Source organism: Pseudomonas sp. MYb327, from assembly GCF_040438925.1.
Taxonomy (GTDB): domain Bacteria; phylum Pseudomonadota; class Gammaproteobacteria; order Pseudomonadales; family Pseudomonadaceae; genus Aquipseudomonas.
The window spans coordinates 3470922-3490375 of record NZ_CP159258.1 but is presented as its reverse complement, the minus strand read 5'-3'; the positions used below and the strand labels follow the sequence as shown (position 1 = coordinate 3490375).

Genomic DNA, 19454 nt, shown 5'->3' with positions numbered 1-19454 from the left:
TCCTACGGACCATTTGCGAACCAAAATTGAGCGTTGAAAGTGAAGCCTGATACCCTTTGGATTTTTCCTTGTTGCGACCGGAAACCATGAGCCAGACCGCGACCATTTTGGTCATCGACGATGAGCCGCAAATCCGCAAATTCCTGCGCATCAGCCTCGCTTCCCAAGGCTACAAAGTGCTGGAGGCTGGCACCGGCACTGAAGGTCTGGCACAGGCCGCGTTGAACAAACCGGACCTGCTGGTGCTCGACCTCGGTTTGCCGGACATGGACGGCCAGCAAGTGCTGCGTGAATTTCGCGAGTGGTCGACGGTGCCGGTGCTGGTGCTGTCGGTACGCGCCGCGGAAGGGCAGAAAGTCGAAGCCCTGGATGGCGGCGCCAACGACTATGTGACCAAGCCGTTCGGCATTCAGGAGTTTCTGGCGCGGATCCGCGCGCTGCTGCGTCAGGCACCGGTGGGTGAGGCGCAACAAGCGGCACTGACCTTCGGCCCGTTGACCGTGGACCTGGCCTATCGCCGGGTGTTGCTCGATGACACCGAAGTCGCGCTGACCCGCAAGGAATATGCGGTGCTGGCACAGCTGGCACGGCATCCGGGCCGGGTCATCACCCAACAGCAATTGCTCAAGGATATTTGGGGACCGACGCATACCGAGGACAGTCATTACCTGCGGATTGTGGTCGGGCATTTGCGGCAAAAACTGGCGGACGACCCGACCGCGCCACGGTTCATCGTGACCGAGGCGGGGGTTGGGTATCGGTTGTTGAGTGAGGCTGGGGTTTAGGTTTGTGTTGTCCGTTCGGACGCCATCGCTGGCAAGCCAACTCCTACAGTGATCGCAATTGTCTGGACGGCGCCAACCCCTTGTAGGAGCTGGCTTGCCAGCGATGAGGCCCTGGGATTCACCCGAGAACCTCAGGAATCCCGTTCACTTTCATACCGGTCCAGTGTATCCCGCGCAATCTCCCGTCCCAGCGCGATCAATTCCGGCGCCTTGTAGAACTCGAAAAAGCGGCACACCCGCTTCGGCACGTTGATCAGGATGTCCGGCGGGTACCCGGCAATCTTGTACTGCGCCAACGATGTCTGCATCACTTCGAAACTCTGGTTGATCAAGTCCAGCAAAGACGCCGGCCCGACGTTGTCGATGATGAACGAACCGGTGGCAGATTTCGGCGCGCCTTCCCGTTCAGGGGCGGCGGCCGGTTGTTGCGCTTCGGGTTCGGCGGATTCGATCCAGGGGTTGATCTCGGCGGCTTCCGCCATCAACGCTTCCTTTTCCATCCGCAGCAACTGCTCGGCCTGCGTGCGCCGGAATGGCATTTTCGAGCCGAGGGAATTGATCAGGCTGTTGAAACGGCTCTTGAACGCAGCGGGGCGCTGGATCACCGGTAACTGGTAGTGACGCTGGTTGGTGGAGTTGAGGTTGACCGCGATGATCAAATCGCAATGGCTCGACACTACCGGCACGATCGGCAACGGGTTGAGAATGCCGCCGTCTACCAGCATGCGATTGCCCTGCATCACCGGGGTAAACAGGCTGGGGATCGCCGCCGAGGCGCGCATGGCCTGATGCAGGCAACCTTCCTGGAACCAGATTTCCTGCTGGTTTGTCAGGTCGGTGGCAACCGCCGTGTAAGGGATGCGCAGGTCTTCGATATTGATTTCGCCGACGATCTTGCGGATCTGCCCGAAGACTTTTTCCCCGCGAATCGCCCCCAGGCGAAAACTGACGTCCACCAGGCGCAACACGTCGAGATAGTCCAGGCTCTCGATCCAGTCGCGATAATCGTTGAGTTTGCCAGCGGCATAGATCCCGCCAACCACCGCACCCATGGAACAACCGGCGATGCAGGCGATGTCATAGCCACGCCGCTCGATCTCCTCAATCACTCCGATATGGGCATAACCGCGGGCTCCACCTGAGCCCAGCACCAGTGCGACACGCTTATTCATGAATCGCCCTCGATCGAATGATTCAACAATGCACCCATCGAGGGGCGTGCTTCAATCGCTAAGGTCGTTCGGCGAGTGGGTCGCGTCGTTTTTTCGATACTCCATGGCGGCAGAGAAATATTCTCGCGGGCGCTATAGTTGCGCAGGCGATGGACGGCACTTTTCCCGCGCCAGACCGTCCTACCTGCACAAATGTTTGACCTATCTTTGAGGTGTGAGTGATGAAAGCCTGGATCTGTGTGTCATTGATTGCCCTGGCACTTGCCGGTTGCGCCGGTAAAACCGCTTACCGTGACAGCTGCGGCAGCAACCTGGACGCCGCGTGGCATGAACTGGATCTGGCCAAGGCGGAAGGTTTTGCCGGGACTGTCAGCTACTCCAAAGCCCTGTCGCTGTTGACCGCGGCCAAAACCCAGCAGCAGTTTGAAGGATTCGAAGGCTGCGCCAGTAAAGCCGAGAAGGCACGTTTCTATATTCGTGAGTCTCGCGCCGGCCGTTGAGGCATGATGGCAATTGGTGGGGGTAATCCGTTTCAGGGAGAAAGCAATGTCTGCCTTGATTGACCGGTTGGTGGCTCATATCCTGGGCCTGGAAGTACGTCTGTTGGCCTGTCAGGCGCGTTTGAACGCCCGTACCGACCCTGAGGCATTGCATGACCTGCGTACAACGGTTCGCCGTATGCGCAGCTTGTTACGGCCATTGCGCGGCTTGCCCGGCGTTGAACAGTTGGAAGCGGCGGCGTCCCATGTCGGTGATCTGACCACGCCGTTGCGTGATCGCGAAGTGCTGGCGGCGTACTTGCTCCAGCACAATCAAACCGAAGCGGCACAACGGCGCATGGCGCAGATGGCCGAGGCTTATCCGGCGGTGGCGGCGAGCACCGAGCTTGCGCAGTTATTGCTGATCTGCGACGCCTTTCCGCGTTTCCTTCGCGCCGCTCAGCGTCAGGGATTGCTCAAGGGCCTGCGCAGGCAAATCGAGAAACGCCTGGCCAAGCAATGGAAGAAACTCGACAAGGCCCTGCACGACCCGGCCCATGACCGTCATCGTTTACGCCTGCTGATCAAGCGTGTGCGCTACGGCATCGAGGCCTACCCCGAGCTTGATCGCCTGCCGAAACCGGCGCTGCCACGACTGAAATCAGCCCAAGGCGCTTTGGGCGATTGGCACGATTGCTGGCAATGGCTGGCCATCGCCGAGCACGAAGCGGATTTGCAGCCCTGCGTCGCCGTCTGGAAAACCACCATGGCCGAGGCCGAACAGCGCGCCGACCGCGTTCTCGACAAACTCAGCAAGGCCAGCTTCAAATCCTGAACCCATCGCGATCCGTGTAGGAGCTGCCGAAGGCTGCGATCTTTTGATCTTCGCCGCAGCTCTACACGGCTCATCTGTCAGTCAATTTGACCGGAATAACCACTGTGCCAACCTTGCGAGCTGGTTAAGATCCGTTCATCCATTTTGTTGCCCTTGAGGTCTTCATGCGTTTTTCCGATCTGCTCGATGCCGTCCGCCGCCAGCCGCTGGAACTGTCTATCCCGGCCGGATGGGCGCAGGGGCGCGCCAGTTTTGGTGGTTTGGTGGCCGCCTTGCAGTACGAAGCCATGCGCGCGAAGGTGCCGGCGGATCGTCCGGTGCGCTCGCTGGCGATCACCTTCGTGGGGCCGGTCGAGCCTGAAGTGCCAGTCAGTTTTGAAGTCGATGTGTTGCGCGAAGGCAAGGCTGTCAGCCAAGTGCTGGGCCGGGCGATGCAGAAGGGGCAGGTAGTGACGTTGATTCAGGGCAGCTTTGGCGCCTCGCGTCCTTCGGAAGTGGCCGTGACCGCTGAGCCGGCCCCGGAAATGAAGCACTGGGACGACTGCCAGGAATTGCCTTATATCAAACAGGTGACGCCGGAATTCATGCGGCATCTGGCGATGCGCTGGAGCGTCGGTGGTTTGCCGTTCAGCGGCAACACATCACGGCAGATGGGGGGCTGGGTGCGTTTGCGCGGTGATGTGAAGGAAGAGACGCTCAGCGAGTCGCACATCCTGGCATTGGTGGACGCCTGGCCACCGGCGCTGATGCCGTTTCTGAAGAAACCGGCGATGGGCAGTACGCTGACCTGGACCATCGAATTCGTCCAGCCGTTGCTCGAACTGAGCACGCTGGACTGGTGCAAATACCTCGTTGAAACCGAGCACGCCGCGGACGGCTACGGCCACGCGGCGGCAAAGTTGTGGGATGCTCAAGGGCGCCTGATTGCCATGAGCCGGCAGACGGTGACCGTGTTCGCCTGATCAATGACGGCGGTGGCGTTCACGCCAGGCACGCCACCAGCCGCCGCTGAGAAAGAACCGTGGGAAGGTCAGGAACTGCTCGACGAGCAAACGCGATACCGCGTCTTTGCGATCACTGAACGGTTCCGAAGCTTGCGTTTCCAGGCTGTGACCATGCCGTTGCAGGCCCAGCGCCGCCAGCACGCCGATCACACCGATGGCGATACTGGCAAACTTCAGGCCGAACACACCGGTAACAATCAACAGAAACGCCACGATGAACAGCGGCACGGCAATCAGGTGCAACACCAGATTGGTCGGATGTTGGTGATTGTTCGGGTAAGCACGCCATTGCCAGGCGGGAAGGTTGGGGTGACGTTTACCCATGATGCTAATCCTCGATCCATGTTGAACACATTGACTGAAGAATAGGCCCGGCCGAGGCGGGCGGCGAATCAAGGTTGGCTATGGAAGTGATAGATGTCATGGTCAGGATTGATGTTGACCCTCAATAAGCATCCCACAGGGATTTATGGTTACTGAGGAATTGTGGGCATTCTGTAAAACGCCCGTGCACAAGCGGTAGTGTGCGCCGCCAGATCTTCCTCGCTTTCCCCACGATGCAACGCCACTTCGCGCAATACTTCGGTCAAAAACGCCGGCTCGTTACGACCATTCTTCGGCTTGGGCCGCAGGCTGCGCGGCAGCAGGTACGGCGCATCGCTTTCCAGCATCAGCCGGCCGCGTTTGATCTCTTTGACCAGTGGATGCAAATGGGTGCCCCGACGCTCGTCACAGATCCAGCCGGTAATGCCGATGTGCAAATCCATGTCGAGGTAGTTGAACAATGCTTTCTGTTCACCGGTGAAGCAGTGCACCACCGCAGCGGGCAACTGGTCGCGGAAGTCACGGAGGATTTCCAGCAAGCGCTGACTGGCATCACGCTCGTGCAGGAACACTGGCATTTGCAACTCGACTGCCAGTGCCAAATGTTCTTCGAGGACTTTTTCCTGCTGCGGGCGCGGCGAGAAATCGCGATTGAAATCCAGCCCGCATTCACCGACGGCCACCACGTTCGGTTCCTTCAGCAAATCGCGCAGACGTCGTGCACTGTCGGCGCCCCAGTCGCTGGCCGCGTGGGGGTGGATACCGGCAGTCGAGAACAGCCGTTGAGCGCTTTCATCCAGTTGCTGGCAGAGCTCCAGCGCCTGTTCGCTGCTCTCGACGTTCGTGCCGGTGAGCACCAATTGGCAGACTCCGGCAGCGTACGCACGGTCGAGTACCGCCCGGTGCTTGTCGTCAAAACTGGGGTTGGTCAGGTTGACGCCGATATCGATGAGTTGCATGGTGCTACCTCGGACCAAAGGCCGGAAAGCATATCAGAGCTGTAGATTTATAAGAAAAACTAAGAACTACAACGAGTTATAGCTGTCTCTTGAGGCCGCGAGACAGGGCAGGGTGGTTAAAGTGCCATCACTGTGCCAGTCTTTCGCACTTTGCAGGCGCTTCACACGCCCTGTTTCTGTCGTTTGATTTCATCAAGGCAATTGATGTGATCGGCCCGAATTCTTTCCGGAGAGTGGATGATTCGTCCCTCGGTTTTGCTACTGCTGTGTTGTTCGCTGCTGCTGCCGATGTCGGCGGTTGCACGTCTGCCCGGTCCGCTGCAAGCCGTGCCGGCGAGCAAGGTGCGCGACCTGACGGAAATCCGCAGCAGTCGCGTGCTGCGGGTGTTGGTCAACCAGAGCCGTAACAGTTCCGGCGAAGTCCAGGGCCAGGCCATCGGTGTCGAGTACCACCGCTTGCGCGCCTTCGAGCAATACCTCAACGGTCACGCCCGTGGCGGTCAGGAAATCACCCTCAAGATCATTCCCAAAGCCAAGGACCAATTGCTCGGTGCATTGCAACGTGGCGAGGGTGATCTGGTCGCGCCAGGGGAATTGCTCGATCTTCGAGCGGGCTACGCCGTCAGCACCAGTGAACCGATCGCCAGCGACATTCCGCTAGTACTGGTGGGCATCAAAGGCGAGCGACGCTATACCCGTCTCGAACAGCTGTCGGGCAAAACCCTGGCGCTGCCCACCGGCAGTGCCGCCGGGGATGCCGTCAGCCAGATCAATCAAAAACTCGCGCTGCACAAACTGCCGCCCGTGACGGTGGAGTGGGTTGACCCAAGCCTGGCGGTCGAAGACGTGCTGGAGATGGTGCAGGGTGGGATTTTCCACCTGACCATCGTCGAACAACCGATCGCCGAGCGCTGGGGCAAGATCCTGCCCAAGTTGCGTATCGATCGGCAGGTACACATCAGTGACCCGGGCGAGGAATTCTGGTTCGTGCGCCGCGATGCATCGATGTTGCGCGCCAGTATTGACCGGTTTCTAACCACCTACAAAAAGCCGTCGGATCAGGACGTCGCATTCTTGCGGATCTACCGGCGCCTCTATCAAGTGCACTATCCCTTGGCCAAGGCTGACCGGCAGCGCTTGGAAAAGCTTCGGCCGGTGCTGCAGAAACATGCAGACGCCCAAGGTATGGATTGGCTGAACTTGGCGGCGCTGGCGTTCAAGGAATCCGCGTTGCAACCCACGGCCCGCGGTAATGGCGGACCGACCGGCCTGATGCAAATCACCCCATCGGCCGCTCAGCGAGTCGGGGTCAACAACATTCAGGAGCTGGACGCCAACGTGCAGGCCGGCGCCAAGTACCTTTCGATGATTCGCCGCAAGTTCTTCGCCAGCCCCAAGCTCAACGAGCGCGAGCGCATGGCGTTCGTACTGGCGGCCTACAACATTGGGCCGGAGCGTGTTCAGGGCATGCGTGCCGAGGCACGGCGGCGGGGCTTGAATCCCAATCAGTGGTTTTTTCAGGTCGAGCGCATTGCCATGGAGCAGGTGGGAATGGGACCTGTCAGCTATGTTAATAGCGTGAACAAGTATTACATGGCGTTCGATCGGGAGCGAGAGTCGTTGGAGCCTCAGGGGCAAAAGGTTGCCCTGCAGAAATGATCGAATAAACTGAAGTGTTCTAGCGGTTTTTTGCGCTTTAAATATTATGTTTACTGATTAATATGGCGACCAACCCACACACACTCTCACAATGGATGACACAGCATGAGCTCACTGATCAACAAGGTTCTGTTTACCCGCGCTGGCTACGGCCTGACAGTTCTGCGAATCCTCGTCGGCATCATATTCGCGGCGCACGGCTCGCAGAAACTCTTCGGGGCGTTCGGTGGCTACGGTCTGGCGGGCACCGCGCAGTACATGGAAAGCATCGGCCTGGCGCCGGGTTACCTGATGGCGACGCTGGCGGGCGGCACCGAGTTTTTTGCTGGCCTGGCATTGATCATCGGCTTGCTGGTTCGTCCCGCGGCATTGGGCCTGACCTTCCTTTCGCTGGTGGCGATTTTCTCGGTGCACATCAGTAACGGTTTGTTCATGGCCAACAATGGTTATGAATTCGCCCTGGCGCTGCTGGGTGGCAGCATCGCGGTACTGATCGAAGGCGCCGGCAAGCTGTCGGCCGACCGCGCCATCGCTGGCTGACCGCTCTGGCTCAACGAAAAGGCCCGCATAACGCGGGCCTTTTTTGTTGCGCGTCATTCTTGACACTGTCCGGTCAGCTTCTCTAGGATGCTGCCCATGCGCCGATTTAAACAGCTACTTGCGGGGCGCCAGGTGACTCATCCAGTTGCCGATAGAAGCTTGGTTACAGGCTTCGAAATACCGCTAAAGCGCTGGTTCGGTGTTGCCTCTCACCTGCCATGCAGACTTTTGAGGCAGAGACACGACACGATGAATGCACTAAGCCCCGTTGTACGTCCCGCGCCGATCACGGCACATCTCACCCAGCGCAATCCAAAAATCCTGCTTGGTGGCAAACACCAGCCGACGCTCCTGCGTTACCTCGATGGCTGGCCACGTCGTACCGGTGGGCCGGCAGCCTTCCTGATCCAGTTTGTCGAAGATGGTGAATCACTGGCGCGCTTCGCCGGCAACAGTTTCGATCTGGCGGTGATTCAATCGCCCAGCTTCGAAGATGCCCCCGAGATGATCAGGCAACTGACTCGCGTTGCCCGCCAAGGGCTGATTACCCGCCGTTGAGGCTCACGGGTAGTCGATTGCCACGATATACACACATTGCTCGCCGGTAGGCGTCTGGACCCGAACTTCGGCGTCCAGTGCCTTGCCGATCAAGGCGCGCGCCAGCGGTGAATCGATGCTGATCAGGCCCAGTTTCAAATCCAGTTCATCCGGGCCGACGATGCGATAGCGCGACTCTTTGCCGTCTTCGTCCTCGATGGTGACCCAGGCGCCGAAATACACTTTGTTCGGATCGCTGGGTTTTTCGCTGACGACCTTGAGGGCTTCCAGGCGTTTGGTGAGAAAACGCACGCGGCTGTCGATCTCGCGCAGCATTTTTTTGCCGTAGGTGTACTCGGCGTTTTCCGAGCGATCACCCTGAGCTGCCGCTTCGCTAACCGACTGTGTCACTTGCGGGCGGCGAACATGCCAGAGCTCGTGAAATTCGGCGCGCATCCGCGCTTCACCTTCGGGGGTGATCAGCGCGGTACCGGCGGTGCGGGGAGGGCGATAACGGCTCATGGCAACTTCTTGGGATTGAGAAGGGTTGAGTCTATCAACCCTCGCGCAACACTGTCAGCGGGCTGGCATTCAATGCACGACGGGTGCCGAACACACCGGCGCCACCGATCAGCACCGCACCGATCAGTGGCAGCACCAACAGCCACGGATGCGGATGCCAAGGCAGGTCAAAGGCGTAGCGATAGAGCACCAGACTCACCACCTCCGAGCCCAGCGCCGCCAACAAACCACTGACCGCGCCAAGCAAACCGAACTCGATCCGCCGCGCCTTGACCAGCAATTGCCGCTCCGCTCCCAACGCACGCAGCAGCGCACCCTGACGAATGCGCTCATCGAGCGTCGATTGCAGGCCGGAGAACAACACCGCCATCCCCGCCGCCAACACAAACAGCAATACATACTCCACCGCCAGGGTGACCTGGGCGAGGATGCTGCGCAGCTGCTCCAGCAATGCCTCGACTTGCAGAATGGTCACCGCCGGGAACGACCGGGACAGATCGACGATCTGCTGATCATGGCCCGCCGCCAGATAGAAGCTGGTGAGGTAAGTCGCTGGCAAATCTTTCAGGGTGCCGGGCTGGAAAATCATAAAGAAATTCGGCTGGAAGTTGTCCCAGTTGATCTCCCGCAGACTGGTAACTTTCGCCTCGCGATTGACTCCGCCGACGGTAAACACCAGGTGGTCGCCCAGTTTGAGTTTCAGGCTTTCGGCGACTTTTCCTTCTACCGACACACCAGGGATTTCATCCGGCGGCTGCTGCGGCCACCAGTTGCCCTCTGTGATTTTGTTGCCGGCGGGAAGGTCCGCTGCCCAGGTCAGGCTCAGATCGCGCTGGATTGCCCGATCACCCGCCGACTCTTTGGTGACGATTTGCTGCACCGGCTCGCCGTTAATGCTGATCAACCGTCCCGGTACCACCGGGTACAGTGGAGCCGATTGCGCCGACAGCTCCATCAGGCGATCTGCGAAGGCCTGTTTGTCCGCCGGAAGGATGTTCAGCGCGAAATAGTTCGGTGCGTTCTTCGGTAGCTGGTTTTGCCAAGTGTCCAGTAACTCACCGCGCAGCAGGGCGATCAACGCCATCGACAACAGGATCAGGCCGAACGCCAGGGATTGTCCCGCGGCGGCCAATGGATGGCGCAGCAGTTGACCCAGCCCCAGACGCCACGGCAGGGAGGCGCGGGCGAGCATGCGCCGCAGGCTTTTCAACAGCAGCAACAGCAAACCGCCGAGCACCAGCGCCGCGATCACGCCGCCACCGAGCAGGGCGAAGGTCAGCAGCAGGTCCAGGCTCAGGCGCCACATGATCAGCCCGAGGGCGCCGAGCGCCGCGCCGTAGACCACCCAGGTACTGGACGGAATCGGCAGCATGTCGCGGCGCAATACGCGCAATGGCGGAACCCGACCCAGCGCCGCCAGTGGCGGCAAGGCAAAACCGGCCAATGCCACCAGCCCGGTACCGATCCCGGCGATGGCTGGGAACAGTCCACCCGGTGGAACATCGGTCGGCAGCAAATCGTGAAGCAAGGCAAACAACCCAAGCTGTGCCAACCAGCCGATGACGGCGCCGCTGAGGCTGGCGAGCAGGCCGAGCACGGTCAGTTGCAAACTGAACAGCACCAGGGTTTCCCGGCGGGACAGACCCAGGCAGCGCAATAGTGCGCTCGCGTCGAAGCGACGAGTGGCAAAGCGCGTCGCCGACAGCGCCACCGCAACACCGGCCAGTAGCACCGCCACCAGACTGGCCATGTTCAAGTAGCGTTCGGCCTTGCCCAGCGCGCCGCCAATCTGCCGGTTGCCATCGCGGGCGTCCTGGATGCGCTGGTTGGCGGCGAGGCCGGGTTTGATCAGCTGGCGATAGGTTTCCAGCGCCTCGGCGTTGCCGCGCCAGAGTTCGCGATAACTGACGCGACTGCCGGGTTGCACCACGCCAGTCGCTGCGAGGTCGTCGAGGTTGATCAGCACCCGTGGCGTCAGGCTGTAAAAGTTGCCGGCGCGATCGGGTTCGTAGGTCAGGACCCGCGCCAGTGTCAGGGTTTTCATGCCGACATCGATGCTGTCGCCGATCTTCAGGTTCAGCGCCGTCAGCAAGCGTGCTTCCACCCAGGCTTCGCCGGATTTCGGCCCGCCACCAGACACTTCCGTAGCGAAAGCGGCAGGGGCGCTTTTCAGTTCGCCACGCAGTGGGTAGGCGTCATCGGCCGCCTTGATGCTGGACAGCTGGATGCCGTTGTCGGTGGCGATGACACTGGAGAACTCCACCACTTGAGCGTGTTCGAGGCCGAGCTCCGTGCCGCTTTTGATCTGTTCGGGACGCGCCGGCGAACTGCCTTCAAGCAGCAGGTCAGCGCCGAGAAACTCGGTGGCGCGCAGCATCATGGCGCCGTTCAGTCGAGCACCGAAGTAGCCGATGGCCGTACTCGCGGCCACGGCGACCAACAAGGCGAAAAACAATACGCGCAACTCGCCGGCGCGGGCGTCGCGCAGCAGTTGGCGTATGGCTAGGCTGAACAGGCGCAACAGCGGCAGGCGTGCCATCAAGGCTCCAGAGGGGCGACCAGCAGGCCGGCTTCAAGGCGGATCAGGCGCCGGCAGCGATGTGCCAGGCGTTCGTCGTGAGTCACCAGCACCAATGTCGTGCCGCGTTCCTGGTTGAGCTCAAACAGAAGGTCACTGATGCGCTCGCCGGTGTGGCTGTCGAGGTTGCCGGTGGGTTCGTCAGCGAACAGTACGTCGGGTTCGGCGGCGAACGCGCGGGCAATCGCCACACGCTGCTGTTCGCCGCCGGAGAGCTGGCGTGGCGAATGGGTCAGGCGTTGGCCCAGGCCGACCCGTTGCAGTAATTCGGTGGCACGCTCGCGAGCGTCTTTGCGACCGTCGAGTTCCAGCGGCAGCATGACGTTTTCCAGGGCGTTGAGACTGTCGAGCAACTGGAATGATTGAAAGACGAAACCCACATGCTCGGCGCGAATGCGGGCGCGCTGGTCTTCGTCGAGGTTGCTCAGCCCTTGCCCGGCGAGGGTGACTTCGCCGCTGCTCGGCAGGTCAAGGCCGGCGAGCAAGCCGAGGAGTGTGGATTTTCCCGAACCGGACGCGCCGACGATGGCCAGGCTATCGCCCTTGTTCAGTTCCAGGCTGAGTTCGTGCAGGATAGTCAGTTCACCTTCCGCGCTGGGGACCACTTTGCTGAGGTTCTTCGCGGTGAGAATGCTTGCGCCCATGGAGAATCCGATGCGTGTGTGGTTTTTGAGTGCTGGCCTGGCCTTGATGTGCATGGCCCAGAACGCAGCGGCGGGTACAGTCCTGATCGTTGGCGATAGTATCAGCGCCGGTTTCGGCCTGGATACCCGCTTGGGGTGGGTGTCGTTGCTCGAACAACGGCTCAAGCACGAAGGTTTCGACGATAAGGTGGTCAATGCGTCCATCAGCGGCGACACCAGTGCCGGAGGCCAGGTGCGGCTGCCGGCGCTGCTTGCAGAGCATAAGCCGGAGCTGGTTATCCTTGAGTTGGGTGGCAACGATGGACTGCGCGGACTGCTGCCAACGCAATTGCAACAAAATCTTGCTTCGATGATCGACAGCTCCCGCGCCAGTGGCGCCAAAGTGCTCCTGCTCGGCATGCAGTTGCCGCCTAATTATGGCGCGCGATACACCAAGGCCTTCGCTGATGTTTACAGCAACCTGGCGAGCGACAAGAAAATCCCGCTGGTGCCGTTTTTTCTCGAAGGCGTGGGTGGTCATCCGGACTTGATGCAGGCCGATGGCATACACCCGGCAGCCGGGGCTCAGGACAAGTTGCTGGATAATGTCTGGCCTACCTTAAAACCGCTGTTATGACTCTTTTCTAGGCGCGGGCTTTCGGCTAAGGTGGCGCCCCCGATTTGGAGCCCCCGATGCCGCGTCCCGCCTGGTCACTTTTTGCCTATCAACTGATCGAGCCTGACGAACAGCTGGATCTGTTCGCCTGCCAGGAAGTGCGGGTACATCTGGTGACTCGTCAGCTGGAACTGGGCGGCTCGGCCGACCGGACCTTGTGCGGCAGCCTGTTGCCGGCACAACCACGCTGGTCGAGCGTCGATCGCCGGGTGTTCCAGGATCAGCGCCTGTGCTCCCTGTGCCGGGCCATTCTCGAGTCGCAAAAGCGCGGCACATCGCCGATCTGGCCAGAACTGCGGTTCGAGCTTTAAGGGTCAAAGATAGCTAGCTATCGGCCAACTCCCCGAATATACGAGCGGCGGTGTACAATCCGGCGCCTATACCCTCTGTTGATCATGCGAAGGATTTTCCGGATGTTGCCGCGCTTTCCTGCCGTCACCCGCTGCCTGACACTTGCCGCCCTCTGTGTAGCAGGTCCTGCCGCAGCATTGGAGCTGCCCCTGCCACCGCCCGGTGAAGACATCGTCGGCCAGGTGCAAGTCGTCAAGGCCAAGTACGAAGATACCTTCGCCGACCTTGGTACCACCTACGATCTGGGCTATACGGAAATGGTCGCGGCCAACCCGGGCGTCGACGCCTGGTTGCCGGGCGCCGGTACCGAAATCATTTTGCCGACCCGTTTCATCCTGCCGCCAGGGCCGCGTGAAGGCATCGTGATCAACCTGGCTGAATACCGTCTCTACTACTACCCGAAAGGCAAGAATGTGGTGTACACGTTCCCGCTGGGTATCGGTCGTGAGGGCTGGGGCTCGCCGATCGCGCACACCACCATTACTGCAAAAACGCCTAACCCGACCTGGACGCCTCCAGCGTCGATCAAGGCTGAGCACCTCGCCGATGGTGATCCGTTGCCGAATGTGGTGCCGGCTGGCCCGGATAACCCGTTGGGGCCGTTCAAATTCAATCTGGGCACGCCTGGCTACCTGATTCACGGCTCGAACAAGAAGTTCGGTATTGGCATGCGTACCAGCCACGGCTGCTTCCGTATGTTCAACAACAACGTGCTGGAAATGGCGAGCATGGTGCCGGTCGGTACGTCGGTGCGGATCATCAACGATCCGTACAAATTCGGGGTGAGTGGTGGCAAGGTCTACCTCGAAGCGCACACGCCGCTGGATGACAATGGCAACCCGTCAGTGGTCGACAAGCACACCGCCGTCATCAACGCGATGCTCAAGCGTGAAGACATCACCAACAACCTGCGCATGAACTGGGATGTGGTGCGTGACGTTGTCGCTGCTGAAGACGGCTTGCCGGTGGAAATCGCCGTGCCGAATACTTCGACGTCGATGGTCACGAGTGCGCCGATCGACCCGCTGCAGTAATGCTTGAAAAGAACCCGCCGAGGCTGACCGCCCCGGCGGGTTTTTTATTGCCGGGACAAAGCGCCAGGCAATAAAAAAGCCGACCCAAAAAATGGGTCGGCTTGATAACAATCCCGAAGGATTATTACTTGCGGCTAGCTTTGTCCAGCATGCGCAGAGCACGCTCGTTAGCTTCGTCAGCAGTCTGTTGTGCTTTTTGAGCAGCAGCCAGAGCTTCATCAGCTTTACGGTAAGCTTCGTCTGCACGAGCTTGGGAGCGAGCTGCTGCGTCTTCAGTAGCGGTCAGACGTGCTTCGGTTTCTTTCGATGCGCTGCTGCAACCGGTAGCCAGAACTGCGGCCAGAGCCAGAGCAGAGAATTTCAGAACGTTGTTCATCGTGTTCCCCTTCAAGGACTTTCCATTAATTAGCTATCTCCTCAGAGTGAGGAATTAGCCGGCGTACATACTACCCATTACTTGTCGTAAGTAAACTGACGTAAAGCAAGAAGCAAAAAAAATTGTAGGCGTTGATTCTTTTTCGAGCAACTTTTAACTGCGTTGTTTAAAAAATATCCAGCTGCAAGGCCCGATCTGAGCGAGCCGCCAAGGAAAAGTTCCCCGCGCTAAAAGCTCTTTTTTCCAGCCTTGGCTAAAGTCTGTCTAGATGGATTCGTCTACACTTTTGTTCGGATTTTGCGCGATGCCTCTCATATCTTTCTCCATGTTCTGGTGACTTTAAGATAGAGCGCTCGTCTTAAGTCTCAACATCCGGCAATGTTCAGGCTATCGACCTCGGGGAATCTTTGGTCGAAGCCTTTCCTGCGTGACCCGGAGCAGCACCCGCCAACCTGCGTGATGACGAGCGTACCTTGAGCATTTTTGCCAATGGTGCCTACTATTTGTACGTGCTCGGTTGCGCGAGATTGGTGCAGCTCTTCTCGGTGTCGATTCAGGCACGGGGTGGCGTAGATGTTCCTTCGCCGGAAAAACATCGGTAAGGTAGGGGTCGGAATCCAAGACCCGCGAGGAGTAGTGATGAGCGAGGCGTTGTCCATCCACCATGACCAGGCTGGTCATCAGTTCGAGACCAATGTGGACGGTCATCGTGCCTACCTGACTTATATGGATCTGGGAAAACAGACCCTGGATATCTATCGCACGTTTGTGCCTAACGCACTGCGTGGTCGCGGCATTGCGGCAGCACTGACCGAGCAGGCGCTGCAGTACGCCGAGGAAATGGGCTACACCGTCATTCCATCGTGCTCCTACGTCGAGCGCTACATGGAGCGTCACCAGCGGCACGCCGCCAAGCTGAGCCAATAAGCTTCAACAAAACGAACGCATAAAAAAACGCCGGGTTGAGCCCGGCGTTTTTTTGTCTGGCGAAAAGCGCGATCAGGTGCGAGCGCGTTTCGGCAGCACTTCCTTGAGCTTGGCATGCATGCTGCGCAAGGTGTTCTCTGTAGCGGTCCAGTCGATGCAGGCATCGGTGATCGACACGCCGTATTGCAGGTCGGCGAGGTCTTTCGGGATCGCCTGGCAGCCCCAGTTCAGGTGACTTTCAACCATCAGGCCGATGATCGACTGGTTGCCCTCGAGGATCTGGTTGGCGACGTTTTCCATCACCAGAGGTTGCAGGGCCGGGTCCTTGTTGGAGTTGGCGTGGCTGCAATCGACCATGATGTTGGGCTTGATCTTCGCTTTGTCCAGCGCCTGCTCGCAAAGGGCGACGCTGACCGAATCGTAGTTCGGTTTGCCGTTGCCGCCGCGCAGCACGACGTGACCGTAGGCATTGCCCTTGGTGGTCACGATCGACACGCCACCTTCCTGGTTGATACCGAGGAAGCGGTGCGGGCTGGAAACCGATTGCAGGGCGTTGATCGCGACGGTGAGGCCGCCGTCGGTGCCGTTCTTGAAGCCGACCGCCGAGGACAGGCCGGACGCCATTTCACGGTGAGTCTGGGATTCGGTGGTGCGCGCGCCAATGGCCGACCAACTGATCAGGTCCTGCAGATATTGCGGAGAAATCGGGTCGAGCGCTTCGGTGGCGGTTGGCAGGCCCATTTCGGCCAGGTCCAGCAGCAATTGACGACCGATGTGCAGACCGTCCTGGATCTTGAACGAGTCGTCCAGGTACGGGTCGTTGATCAAGCCTTTCCAGCCGACGGTGGTGCGTGGTTTTTCAAAATACACGCGCATGACCAGATACAAGGTATCGGACACTTCCGCGGCGAGAACCTTCAGGCGCTCGGCATATTCATGCGCTGCCTTGATGTCGTGGATCGAGCAAGGCCCGATGACCACGAACAGGCGATGGTCGGTGCCATCGAGAATGTTGCGAATGACTTCGCGGCCCTTGGTGACGGTGCGCAGGGCAGCGTCGCTCAGCGGGATATCGCGCTTGAGCTGATCGGGAGTGATCAGCGTCTCGTTGGAGGCGACGTTTAGGTCGTTGATCGGTAAATCAGCCATCGTTTACTCGTCAGGTCACGGGTGCCGGCCGCCAGCGAACCCGCGCGGCGGAGCACAGCAAATTAAGCGCGTCGGGGAGCCGAACCTTAGCGCGTTACACCGTGGCTCGACAATGGGCAAGCGGCGCTTTAATCCAGCATTGACTGCGCAAATTGCCTGTGGACCGAGTCGTGGGAGAACTCGTCGGCATGTTCCTGGACCCATTCAAGCGCCAGGGCCTGAATCTCCTGAAGGTCGTTATGTGCGTCATGTTGGCGGCAGTAGCGCTCGATCTGGCACACCTGCTCGCCCATTCGGGCGCTGAACAGCGTCTGCTCATCGACGAAAGCGATGCCCACCAGATAGCCATGCTTGCGTCGCAGACACCAGGCGACATAGCCCAGGATGCGTAAATCGGGATTCAAGGTCGGCATGCGCACTTCGAGTGCCGTGCCGTGGCGCCAGGCGCGGTGATAGTTGCAAGCCATGCCCCCGAGGCTGGTAGTGTGCAGTTGTTGCCGTGAAATACACTCAGGTGACAGCAACGTTAATTCGACGGGCACATCGTCAGGATGAGGAATAAAACGTCCCATGAACACGGACTCCCTGTGTCGGCCATCTGACATTGTTTCCCGCAGTATAGTGGTCGAATTGGAACTGACCGATTTCGACGCCGACCAACGGCTGCTAACGATGGGCGGTGTATCGCTGGTGATTTTCACCAGCGTTGGCTGTTCCAGTTGCCGTTTTGCCCGCGAGCGGTTGCCGGCGCTCGATCTGGCCGTCGATCGACTGTGTTGGATCGATGCCGGAAACAACGGTGGGGTGGTCGAGCGTTATCAGGTCTTTCATTTGCCGGCGCTGTTTGTTGTGCGCGACGGCGAGTTCTTCGGGGCATTGCATTCGCGCCTGACGGCCACCGAGCTCAATCGGGCGATACGTCAGGCGCTGGGTCGAACAGCAGAGGAGTTGCCATGATGGGGGCAGGTGCCAAACCGACTATCGGTATTATCGGGACCGGTGCAATCGGCGGTTTTTACGGGGTAATGCTGGCGCGTGCCGGTTTTGATGTGCATTTCCTGTTGCGCAGTGAGTTTTCCGCCGTGGCCGAGCGAGGGCTTCAAGTCGACAGTGCACCTCACGGTGCCATGACATTGAATCCGGTCCAGGCCTATTCGGCAGCCGAAGACATGCCGCCGTGCGACTGGCTGCTGGTAGGGGCGAAAACCACCAGCAATGCGGACCTGGCCCCCGCGATTCTCCAAGCTGCCGCGCCGAATGCCAAAGTGCTGTTGTTGCAGAATGGCCTGGACGTAGAAGACACCTTGCGCGAGTTTCTTCCTGATTCCCTGCATGTGCTCGGCGGGCTCTGCTATATCTGCGTGCATCGTGAAGGCCCCGGCATCATCACCCATCAGGCACTCGGCGCGGTGCATGTCGGTTACCACAGCGGTCCCGCAGATATCTTGGGACGCACGGCGATAGTCGAAGAGGGCGTCGGGCTATTCCGCGCTGCGGGCATCGACTCCCAGGGCATGGCAAACCTGCATCAGGCGCGCTGGCAAAAACTGGTCTGGAATATTCCTTATAACGGTCTGTCGGTTTTACTGGGGGCAAGCACCACGCCGCTGATGGCCGACGCGGATAGCCGGGAAATGGTCAAGGCACTGATGGCCGAAGTGGTTCAGGGCGCCATCGCTTGCGGTCACGAGATTCCGGCTGGATATGCCGAACACCTGTTTATGGTGACCGAAAAAATGCCCGACTACTGGCCGAGCATGTACCACGATTTCCTGCAAAAGCGACCGTTGGAACTGGCGGCCATTTACGCCCGTCCACTGGCGGCGGCCAAAGCGGCAGGGTGTGAAATGCCGCGTATCGAGGCGTTGTATCGCAGTTTGAGTTTTATCGATCGACGCAATCGGTAGGTCGATTTACCTGAGGGAGAAGGGCATGGCAAAGACTATCGACGACAAGCTGGTGCTGGCGATTTCTTCGCGCGCACTGTTCGATTTGAGTGAAAGCCACAAAGTGTATCTGTCGAGTGGCGTCGAGGCTTACCGGCAATATCAGATAGAACACGAAGATGAAATCCTCGAACCCGGCGATGCCTTTCCATTAGTGCAAAAACTCCTCAACCTCAATACCAGCCTGGGCCGCGCCCGAGTCGAGGTGGTCCTGGTGTCGCGCAACAGTGCCGACACCGGTTTGCGGGTATTCAACTCGATCCATCACTACGGGCTGGCGATTTCCCGCGCGGCGTTTGTCGGCGGGCGCAGTCCATATCCGTACCTCAAGGCCTTCGGTTGCGACCTGTTTCTGTCGACCCATGCCGAAGACGTGCGCAGTGCACTCGACGCCGGGTTCGCTGCCGCGACCATTCTCTCGGGTGGGGCCAGCCGCGCGGCCAGCGATGAACTGCGCATTGCCTTCGACGGTGATGCGGTGCTGTTTTCCGACGAATCGGAGCGCGTCTATCAGGCTGGTGGTCTGGAAGCGTTCCAGGCCAGCGAACGGGAAGCAGCGCGCGAGCCCTTGCGCGGCGGGCCATTCAAGGGCTTCCTCGCCGCGCTCAATCTGTTGCAGCGCGAATTCCCGGATGACGCCTGCCCGATCCGCACCGCACTGGTGACGGCGCGTTCGGCGCCCGCCCATGAACGGGTAATCCGTACCTTGCGCGAGTGGGACATCCGTCTGGATGAATCGCTGTTCCTCGGGGGGTTGACCAAGTCGGCGTTCCTCGAAGCCTTCGCCGCCGACGTGTTTTTCGATGACCAGGCCGGTCATTGCGAGTTGGCCCGGGAAGTTGTCGCTACCGGCCATGTGCCCCATGGCATAAGCAACGAGCTAAAGGTTTAAGCCCACGGTTCAACGCGTTACGCGGGCCGTCGTACTCGCCAAGGCACTGCTAAGCTGAATCAAATCTCCGTCACGTCGGCACAAGG

At 59.6% G+C, this 19454-nt stretch carries 23 protein-coding genes; 14 read left to right on the top strand and 9 right to left on the bottom strand.

What is annotated here, in order from left to right; genetic code table 11:
• Positions 1 to 86: 86 nt before the first annotated feature.
• Positions 87 to 785, top strand: coding sequence for a response regulator (locus tag ABVN21_RS15685; protein ID WP_339552911.1), 699 nt, complete (start codon positions 87 to 89; stop codon positions 783 to 785).
• Positions 786 to 916: 131 nt separating this feature from the next.
• Here the strand turns inward: ABVN21_RS15685 and ABVN21_RS15680 are convergent, their stop codons facing one another.
• On the bottom strand, positions 917 to 1957 hold the full coding sequence (locus ABVN21_RS15680) for a patatin-like phospholipase family protein (protein WP_339552737.1): 1041 nt from the start codon (positions 1955 to 1957) through the stop codon (positions 917 to 919).
• A gap of 221 nt (positions 1958 to 2178) precedes the next feature.
• On the opposite strand from ABVN21_RS15680, the gene ABVN21_RS15675 reads away from it, so the two are divergent.
• The 3 genes from ABVN21_RS15675 (at position 2179) to ABVN21_RS15665 (ending at position 4233) form a co-directional block, all read left to right on the top strand.
• Entirely contained in the window at positions 2179 to 2457 is a 279-nt protein-coding gene (locus ABVN21_RS15675) for a hypothetical protein (RefSeq protein WP_339552738.1), read from the top strand.
• A 46-nt stretch (positions 2458 to 2503) separates the two neighbouring features.
• Positions 2504 to 3271, top strand: coding sequence for a CHAD domain-containing protein (locus ABVN21_RS15670; protein WP_339552739.1), 768 nt, complete (start codon positions 2504 to 2506; stop codon positions 3269 to 3271).
• Between the two features lie 164 nt (positions 3272 to 3435).
• The gene (locus ABVN21_RS15665; protein WP_339552740.1) at positions 3436 to 4233 is read left to right on the top strand and encodes a thioesterase family protein; all 798 of its coding nucleotides are present in this window, start codon (positions 3436 to 3438) and stop codon (positions 4231 to 4233) included.
• Here the strand turns inward: ABVN21_RS15665 and ABVN21_RS15660 are convergent, their stop codons facing one another.
• On the bottom strand, positions 4234 to 4599 hold the full coding sequence (locus ABVN21_RS15660; protein WP_339552741.1) for a terminase: 366 nt from the start codon (positions 4597 to 4599) through the stop codon (positions 4234 to 4236).
• 149 nt (positions 4600 to 4748) lie between these two features.
• Positions 4749 to 5558 (bottom strand): TatD family hydrolase, encoded by an 810-nt coding sequence (locus ABVN21_RS15655; protein WP_339552742.1) that lies wholly within the window; start codon positions 5556 to 5558, stop codon positions 4749 to 4751.
• A 237-nt stretch (positions 5559 to 5795) separates the two neighbouring features.
• On the opposite strand from ABVN21_RS15655, the gene ABVN21_RS15650 reads away from it, so the two are divergent.
• The 3 genes from ABVN21_RS15650 to ABVN21_RS15640 all read left to right on the top strand — a co-directional run bounded on the left by ABVN21_RS15650 (position 5796) and on the right by ABVN21_RS15640 (position 8315).
• On the top strand, positions 5796 to 7217 hold the full coding sequence (locus tag ABVN21_RS15650; RefSeq protein ID WP_339552743.1) for a transglycosylase SLT domain-containing protein: 1422 nt from the start codon (positions 5796 to 5798) through the stop codon (positions 7215 to 7217).
• A 105-nt stretch (positions 7218 to 7322) separates the two neighbouring features.
• A complete protein-coding gene (locus ABVN21_RS15645; RefSeq protein WP_339552744.1) occupies positions 7323 to 7757 on the top strand; it encodes a DoxX family protein in 435 nt (144 codons plus the stop codon).
• A gap of 249 nt (positions 7758 to 8006) precedes the next feature.
• On the top strand, positions 8007 to 8315 hold the full coding sequence (locus ABVN21_RS15640) for a class I SAM-dependent methyltransferase (protein WP_339552745.1): 309 nt from the start codon (positions 8007 to 8009) through the stop codon (positions 8313 to 8315).
• A gap of 3 nt (positions 8316 to 8318) precedes the next feature.
• Here ABVN21_RS15640 and greB read toward each other — a convergent pair whose 3' ends face one another.
• Genes greB through ABVN21_RS15625 form a run of 3 tightly spaced genes read right to left on the bottom strand, consistent with a single transcriptional unit; the run spans position 8319 to position 12038 of the window.
• The gene (gene greB, locus ABVN21_RS15635) at positions 8319 to 8816 is read right to left on the bottom strand and encodes a transcription elongation factor GreB (RefSeq protein ID WP_008031876.1); all 498 of its coding nucleotides are present in this window, start codon (positions 8814 to 8816) and stop codon (positions 8319 to 8321) included.
• A gap of 34 nt (positions 8817 to 8850) precedes the next feature.
• Positions 8851 to 11355: an ABC transporter permease gene (locus ABVN21_RS15630; RefSeq protein ID WP_339552746.1), complete on the bottom strand. Its 2505-nt coding sequence runs from the start codon at positions 11353 to 11355 to the stop codon at positions 8851 to 8853.
• Positions 11355 to 12038, bottom strand: a complete 684-nt coding sequence (locus ABVN21_RS15625) for an ABC transporter ATP-binding protein (RefSeq protein WP_201117894.1) — start codon at positions 12036 to 12038, stop codon at positions 11355 to 11357. Before ABVN21_RS15625 ends, ABVN21_RS15630 begins: the two co-directional genes overlap by 1 nt.
• Positions 12039 to 12048: 10 nt before the next feature.
• On the opposite strand from ABVN21_RS15625, the gene ABVN21_RS15620 reads away from it, so the two are divergent.
• The 3 genes from ABVN21_RS15620 (at position 12049) to ABVN21_RS15610 (ending at position 14078) form a co-directional block, all read left to right on the top strand.
• On the top strand, positions 12049 to 12654 hold the full coding sequence (locus tag ABVN21_RS15620) for an arylesterase (RefSeq protein WP_339552747.1): 606 nt from the start codon (positions 12049 to 12051) through the stop codon (positions 12652 to 12654).
• 56 nt (positions 12655 to 12710) lie between these two features.
• Entirely contained in the window at positions 12711 to 13004 is a 294-nt protein-coding gene (locus ABVN21_RS15615) for a hypothetical protein (RefSeq protein ID WP_003226812.1), read from the top strand.
• A gap of 102 nt (positions 13005 to 13106) precedes the next feature.
• The gene (locus ABVN21_RS15610; protein WP_339552748.1) at positions 13107 to 14078 is read left to right on the top strand and encodes a L,D-transpeptidase family protein; all 972 of its coding nucleotides are present in this window, start codon (positions 13107 to 13109) and stop codon (positions 14076 to 14078) included.
• A gap of 124 nt (positions 14079 to 14202) precedes the next feature.
• On the opposite strand, the gene oprI is transcribed toward ABVN21_RS15610, so the two are convergent.
• Positions 14203 to 14454 (bottom strand): outer membrane lipoprotei OprI, encoded by a 252-nt coding sequence (gene oprI, locus ABVN21_RS15605; protein WP_003199355.1) that lies wholly within the window; start codon positions 14452 to 14454, stop codon positions 14203 to 14205.
• A gap of 639 nt (positions 14455 to 15093) precedes the next feature.
• On the opposite strand from oprI, the gene ABVN21_RS15600 reads away from it, so the two are divergent.
• Positions 15094 to 15381 (top strand): GNAT family N-acetyltransferase, encoded by a 288-nt coding sequence (locus tag ABVN21_RS15600; RefSeq protein WP_020800382.1) that lies wholly within the window; start codon positions 15094 to 15096, stop codon positions 15379 to 15381.
• Positions 15382 to 15453: 72 nt separating this feature from the next.
• On the opposite strand, the gene ABVN21_RS15595 is transcribed toward ABVN21_RS15600, so the two are convergent.
• Positions 15454 to 16530, bottom strand: a complete 1077-nt coding sequence (locus tag ABVN21_RS15595; RefSeq protein ID WP_339552749.1) for a 3-deoxy-7-phosphoheptulonate synthase — start codon at positions 16528 to 16530, stop codon at positions 15454 to 15456.
• A 128-nt stretch (positions 16531 to 16658) separates the two neighbouring features.
• On the bottom strand, positions 16659 to 17102 hold the full coding sequence (locus ABVN21_RS15590) for a PilZ domain-containing protein (RefSeq protein ID WP_339552750.1): 444 nt from the start codon (positions 17100 to 17102) through the stop codon (positions 16659 to 16661).
• On the opposite strand from ABVN21_RS15590, the gene ABVN21_RS15585 reads away from it, so the two are divergent.
• From ABVN21_RS15585 to ABVN21_RS15575, 3 genes are read left to right on the top strand one after another with little or no spacing between them, the layout of a single operon-like run.
• Entirely contained in the window at positions 17101 to 17487 is a 387-nt protein-coding gene (locus ABVN21_RS15585) for a thioredoxin family protein (RefSeq protein ID WP_339552751.1), read from the top strand. The genes ABVN21_RS15590 and ABVN21_RS15585 overlap by 2 nt on opposite strands.
• On the top strand, positions 17484 to 18437 hold the full coding sequence (locus tag ABVN21_RS15580) for a putative 2-dehydropantoate 2-reductase (protein WP_339552752.1): 954 nt from the start codon (positions 17484 to 17486) through the stop codon (positions 18435 to 18437). The genes ABVN21_RS15585 and ABVN21_RS15580 overlap by 4 nt, the downstream gene beginning before the upstream one ends.
• 25 nt (positions 18438 to 18462) lie before the next feature.
• Positions 18463 to 19368 carry a 5'-nucleotidase gene (locus ABVN21_RS15575; protein ID WP_339552753.1) on the top strand — a complete coding sequence of 302 codons (906 nt, stop codon included), beginning with the start codon at positions 18463 to 18465 and terminating at the stop codon, positions 19366 to 19368.
• The last annotated feature ends 86 nt before the right edge of the window (positions 19369 to 19454 follow it).

Coding starts and splice junctions, on each gene's coding strand:
- ABVN21_RS15590 (WP_339552750.1), bottom strand. CDS start 17,102: ATGGGACGTTTTATTCCTCATCCTGACGATGTGCCCGTCGAATTAACG.
- ABVN21_RS15645 (WP_339552744.1), top strand. CDS start 7,323: ATGAGCTCACTGATCAACAAGGTTCTGTTTACCCGCGCTGGCTACGGC.
- greB (WP_008031876.1), bottom strand. CDS start 8,816: ATGAGCCGTTATCGCCCTCCCCGCACCGCCGGTACCGCGCTGATCACC.
- ABVN21_RS15670 (WP_339552739.1), top strand. CDS start 2,504: ATGTCTGCCTTGATTGACCGGTTGGTGGCTCATATCCTGGGCCTGGAA.
- ABVN21_RS15660 (WP_339552741.1), bottom strand. CDS start 4,599: ATGGGTAAACGTCACCCCAACCTTCCCGCCTGGCAATGGCGTGCTTAC.
- ABVN21_RS15615 (WP_003226812.1), top strand. CDS start 12,711: ATGCCGCGTCCCGCCTGGTCACTTTTTGCCTATCAACTGATCGAGCCT.
- ABVN21_RS15665 (WP_339552740.1), top strand. CDS start 3,436: ATGCGTTTTTCCGATCTGCTCGATGCCGTCCGCCGCCAGCCGCTGGAA.
- ABVN21_RS15675 (WP_339552738.1), top strand. CDS start 2,179: ATGAAAGCCTGGATCTGTGTGTCATTGATTGCCCTGGCACTTGCCGGT.
- ABVN21_RS15620 (WP_339552747.1), top strand. CDS start 12,049: ATGCGTGTGTGGTTTTTGAGTGCTGGCCTGGCCTTGATGTGCATGGCC.
- ABVN21_RS15585 (WP_339552751.1), top strand. CDS start 17,101: ATGAACACGGACTCCCTGTGTCGGCCATCTGACATTGTTTCCCGCAGT.
- ABVN21_RS15575 (WP_339552753.1), top strand. CDS start 18,463: ATGGCAAAGACTATCGACGACAAGCTGGTGCTGGCGATTTCTTCGCGC.
- ABVN21_RS15655 (WP_339552742.1), bottom strand. CDS start 5,558: ATGCAACTCATCGATATCGGCGTCAACCTGACCAACCCCAGTTTTGAC.
- ABVN21_RS15640 (WP_339552745.1), top strand. CDS start 8,007: ATGAATGCACTAAGCCCCGTTGTACGTCCCGCGCCGATCACGGCACAT.
- ABVN21_RS15580 (WP_339552752.1), top strand. CDS start 17,484: ATGATGGGGGCAGGTGCCAAACCGACTATCGGTATTATCGGGACCGGT.
- ABVN21_RS15610 (WP_339552748.1), top strand. CDS start 13,107: ATGTTGCCGCGCTTTCCTGCCGTCACCCGCTGCCTGACACTTGCCGCC.
- ABVN21_RS15650 (WP_339552743.1), top strand. CDS start 5,796: ATGATTCGTCCCTCGGTTTTGCTACTGCTGTGTTGTTCGCTGCTGCTG.
- ABVN21_RS15680 (WP_339552737.1), bottom strand. CDS start 1,957: ATGAATAAGCGTGTCGCACTGGTGCTGGGCTCAGGTGGAGCCCGCGGT.
- ABVN21_RS15595 (WP_339552749.1), bottom strand. CDS start 16,530: ATGGCTGATTTACCGATCAACGACCTAAACGTCGCCTCCAACGAGACG.
- ABVN21_RS15685 (WP_339552911.1), top strand. CDS start 87: ATGAGCCAGACCGCGACCATTTTGGTCATCGACGATGAGCCGCAAATC.
- ABVN21_RS15630 (WP_339552746.1), bottom strand. CDS start 11,355: ATGGCACGCCTGCCGCTGTTGCGCCTGTTCAGCCTAGCCATACGCCAA.
- oprI (WP_003199355.1), bottom strand. CDS start 14,454: ATGAACAACGTTCTGAAATTCTCTGCTCTGGCTCTGGCCGCAGTTCTG.
- ABVN21_RS15625 (WP_201117894.1), bottom strand. CDS start 12,038: ATGGGCGCAAGCATTCTCACCGCGAAGAACCTCAGCAAAGTGGTCCCC.
- ABVN21_RS15600 (WP_020800382.1), top strand. CDS start 15,094: ATGAGCGAGGCGTTGTCCATCCACCATGACCAGGCTGGTCATCAGTTC.